The organism is Brevundimonas sp. (genome assembly GCF_018608325.1).
GTDB lineage: Bacteria > Pseudomonadota > Alphaproteobacteria > Caulobacterales > Caulobacteraceae > Brevundimonas.
In genome coordinates this window covers 10,536-14,315 of the sequence record NZ_JABAZW010000066.1, presented here as the reverse complement: position 1 = coordinate 14,315, position 3,780 = coordinate 10,536, and the positions used below count along the sequence as shown (strand labels likewise).

Sequence of the window (3,780 nt, the reverse complement as noted above, 5' to 3'; positions counted from 1 at the left end):
CTCCTCCACCTCCTCCACCTCCTCCACCTCCTCCGCCACCCCCGCCGCCGCCGCCTCCTGCGCCGCCGCAGACGACATCGCGCGAATATCTGCGCAACTATGGGCTGGCGAATATCAAGGCCGAGGTCGCCTGGAATGCGGGCGCGACGGGGCGGGGGATTACCGTCGCGGTAGTTGATTCTGGGATCGCCTCGGATCAGGCCGATCTGGTCGGACGGATATCATCGGCCTCAACCGACGTGGTTCTGGGCCGCAACACCCCTTACGTCGCGGCCAACAGTCACGGCACGCTGGTGTCGGGCGTCATCGCCTCGAACTTCAACGGCATGGGCACGATCGGTGTGGCCTATGAATCGACCATCTTGTCGATCCGCGCCGACATCTCTGACTGCAAGGATGAGAAGAAGGAGGTCTGTTTCGCCAGTTCCGATCTGGTGCGGGCGCTGGATTACGCCGTCTCTCATGGCGTGAAGATCATCAACATGTCGTTGGGCGGTGACGGTCGCATGGGTAGCGCGTTCGAGGCGGCGCTGAAGCGGGCGGTCGATTCCGGGGCGGTCATCGTCGCCTCATCCGGAAATGACGGAGAAGCCAATCCCGGTTGGCCCGCGCGCTACGCCATAGACCCAGCCTTCGCCGGGGCGGTGGTCGCGGTCGGATCGCACAACGCCGCCAATCAGGTATCGAGCTTCTCGAACCGCGCCGGGGTGACCCAGACGGCCTTTATCTCGGCGCCGGGCGAGGAGATCTACACGGGCTGCAGCGCGATCCAGTGCTATATCGCCAGCGGCACCTCATTCTCTGCGCCTCACGTGGCGGGGGCGCTGGCCTTGCTGATGCAGGCCTTTCCCAATCTGACGGCGCGGCAGGCGCTGGCGATCCTGATGGACACAGCGCGGGATGCCGGCGATCCGGGGCCGGACATCGTCTATGGGCGCGGCCTGCTGGACCTCGGACAGGCGTTCAGGCCTGTCGGCTCCAGTTCCGTCATGCTGGCCAATGGCGTCACCCTCACCACGCGGACCGAACCGGGCAGCTTCATCGGCGGCGCGTTCGGCGACGCCTTCGTCCGCCAGACAGCCCTGAACACCGTGCTGTTCGACAGCTATCAGCGGATGTTCGCGGTCAATCTGGGCTCGGCCTATCCGACAGCGCCGCGCCGGTCCTATCAGGCGGAACCGTTCGAGCCGTCCCGCACCGCCTATCAGTCCTTCGCCCTGCCCAATGGCGGGCGGTTGAACCTGATCGCGGCCCAGCCGCAGGCGACGCCCGAGCCGATTGCGCCGCGCAATGACCTGACCCGCCAGCCGTGGATGGGCGACGAGCCGCGTCAGGAGGCGATGATCGGCTTTGAGATGGGGCGTCTGGGTTTCTCGGCCTGGCAGGGGCAGGGCGGTGCGTCTTCACCGTTCAGCAGCGGCGCGGGCGACGGGTTCGCCGCTCTGGCTCAGGCGGATCATGCCGTCCGAGGCGTGGTGAAACTGGGCGCCTTCGCCCTGTCGGCGGATACCGGCGGCGGGGATCGTCGCATGCCGCTGCGTCGGGTCGAGGAGGACGCCTCCACCTATAGCCGCGTCAGCCTGGCCTGGCGTCAGCAGAACGGCGGCCTGGCCTTCAGCCTGGGATCGCTGGATGAGCGGTTGGGTCCGTTGGGCGCCTTCATGCCGTCGGGTTCCGACTTCGCCCTGCCGTCACGGACCAGCTTCTATGCCGTGGGCGGGGACTGGCGGCTGAACACTTGGGCCAGTCTGGTTGGAGAGGTCGGCGTGGCCCGGTCCGAGATCGCAGGCAGCTTCCTGAGCATGGACCGCGCGGCGATCAGTTCGAACTGGCGGGTTGGCCTGTTGGGCGATTGCCGTCTGGTCTGCGACCGGATCAGCTTCACCCTGTCACAGCCGTTGCGGATCGAAAGCGGCAGCTTCTCTGCTCTGCTGGCCGATGTGCCGCTGGATTATTTCGATCCGCTGACATGGTCGCGGCGCAGCTTCTCGGCGGCGCCCAGCGGGCGTCAGATCGACTTCACCGTCGGCGCCCAGCGGGCGCTTTCGGACGGGTCTATGCTGACGATCACCGGGGTGGCCAGCCGTGAGCCGGAGCATGTGAAGGATGCGCCGCCTGCCTTTGCCCTGATCGGCGGCTGGCGGCGCAGCTTCTGATATCAGGCCTTGCCGTCGAAGGCGTGGCCATCGGCGGCGGGCGCCGTGTCATAGGGGTTGGCGGCCTTAGGGCCGGAGCCCTTGGCGGCGACCACCACCATGGCGGGGCGGATGGTGCGGCCGAACAGCTCGAAGCCGGACTGCATGGTCTGCAGCACGGCGCCGCCCGGAACCGTGTCGGACGGCTGTTCGATCATGGCTTCGTGCAGGTGCGGGTTGAAGGCGTCGCCGGGTTCGGGCTTCACCAGCTTCAGGCCGTTGGTGTCGAAGGCCTGAAGCAGCGATTTCTGCGTCATTTCCAGACCCGTCACCAGACCGGCGGCGGCGCCCTCGGAATCCTTGGGCGCGGCCATCAGGGCGCGTTCCAGATTGTCGGCGACACCCAGCAGGTCCTTGGCGAAGCGCTGGATGGCGAAGGCGCGGGCGTCATTCTGCTGCGTTTCGGCGCGACGCTTCAGGTTTTCCATTTCGGCGGCGACGCGCAGGGCGCGGTCCTTCCATTCGTCGCGTTCGGCGATGACGGCGTCCAGCGGCGCCAGATCATCTGCGGCTTCGGCCGCATCCGCTTCGACTTCGGCCATGTCAGCGTCCAGTTCGTTGATCTCGTCGTTAAGGGGCTTATCGCTCACTTGTCGTTCCCGTCCAGCATCCGGCCCAGCACCCGGGCGGTATAGTCCACCAACGGAATGACACGGGCGTAGTTCAGTCTTGCCGGTCCTATCACGCCGATGGCGCCCAGGACCCGTTGTCGGCCGCTCATATAGGGCGCCGCGATCACAGCGGAACCCGAAAGTGAAAACAGTCTCGTTTCCGCGCCGATGAAAATGCGCACGCCCTGCGCCGCATCGACCCCGTCCAAGAGGCCGATCAGCTGTTCCTTCTGCTCCAGATCGTCGAACAGGACGCGGACCCGCTCTAGGTCGGCCAGGCCTTCCGTGTCCTGAAGCAGATTGGCGCGGCCGCGCACGATCAGGGCGCGCTCGCGGTCCTGACCGCCCGACCAGGCTGCGAAACCATCCTCGACCAGACGGGCGGCGGTCTGGTCCAGTTCGCGGCGGGCGATCTCCAGTTCCTGTGTCATTTCGCGCTTGGCGTCGGCGAAGGGACGGCCGCGCAGACGGGCGTTCAGGAAGTTGGAGGCTTCCACCAGCGTGGAGGGTGTGACCCCTGCCGACAGGCTCATGATCCGGTTCTCGACCGTGCCGTCGTCGGCGACGATGACCGCCAGAGCCTGATCGCCACCCAGAGCCACGAACTCGACGTGTTTGACGCCTGCATCGCGCACGGGGCTGGACACCACGCCCGCACCCCCGGCCAGACCGGACAGCAGGTTGGATGCCTCATCCAGAGCGGATTCAAAGTTGCGCCCCCGCCCGGCCAGCCGTCCGTCGATCTCGCGGCGTTCCTCTTTGGTCAGGTCGCCGACTTCCAGCAGGCCGTCAACGAACAGGCGCAGGCCCGCATGGGTCGGGATACGGCCTGCGGAGGTGTGGGGCGCGGCCAGCAGGCCCGCCAGCGTCAGGTCCTGCATGGTGTTGCGGATAGAGGCCGGGGACAGGGCGATGCCGCCCAGTGAAAGGGTGCGCGAGCCGACCGGCTCGCCCGTTTCCAGATAGCTCTCGAC

The 3,780-nt window shown here is 66.9% G+C and carries 3 protein-coding genes; 1 reads left to right on the top strand and 2 read right to left on the bottom strand.

Annotated features, from left to right (window positions below; genetic code table 11):
* On the top strand, nucleotides 1-2,156 hold a 2,156-nt coding region (locus tag QZ281_RS07000; RefSeq protein ID WP_363297545.1), incomplete at its 5' end, for a S8 family peptidase.
* Between the two features lie 2 nt (nucleotides 2,157-2,158).
* Here the strand turns inward: QZ281_RS07000 and grpE are convergent.
* Nucleotides 2,159-2,785 carry a nucleotide exchange factor GrpE gene (gene grpE / locus QZ281_RS06995; RefSeq protein WP_292226437.1) on the bottom strand — a complete coding sequence of 209 codons (627 nt, stop codon included), beginning with the start codon at nucleotides 2,783-2,785 and terminating at the stop codon, nucleotides 2,159-2,161.
* Nucleotides 2,782-3,780 (bottom strand): heat-inducible transcriptional repressor HrcA (hrcA, locus tag QZ281_RS06990; protein ID WP_292226434.1); only part of this gene is annotated, 999 nt, incomplete at its 5' end. The genes grpE and hrcA, both read right to left, overlap by 4 nt.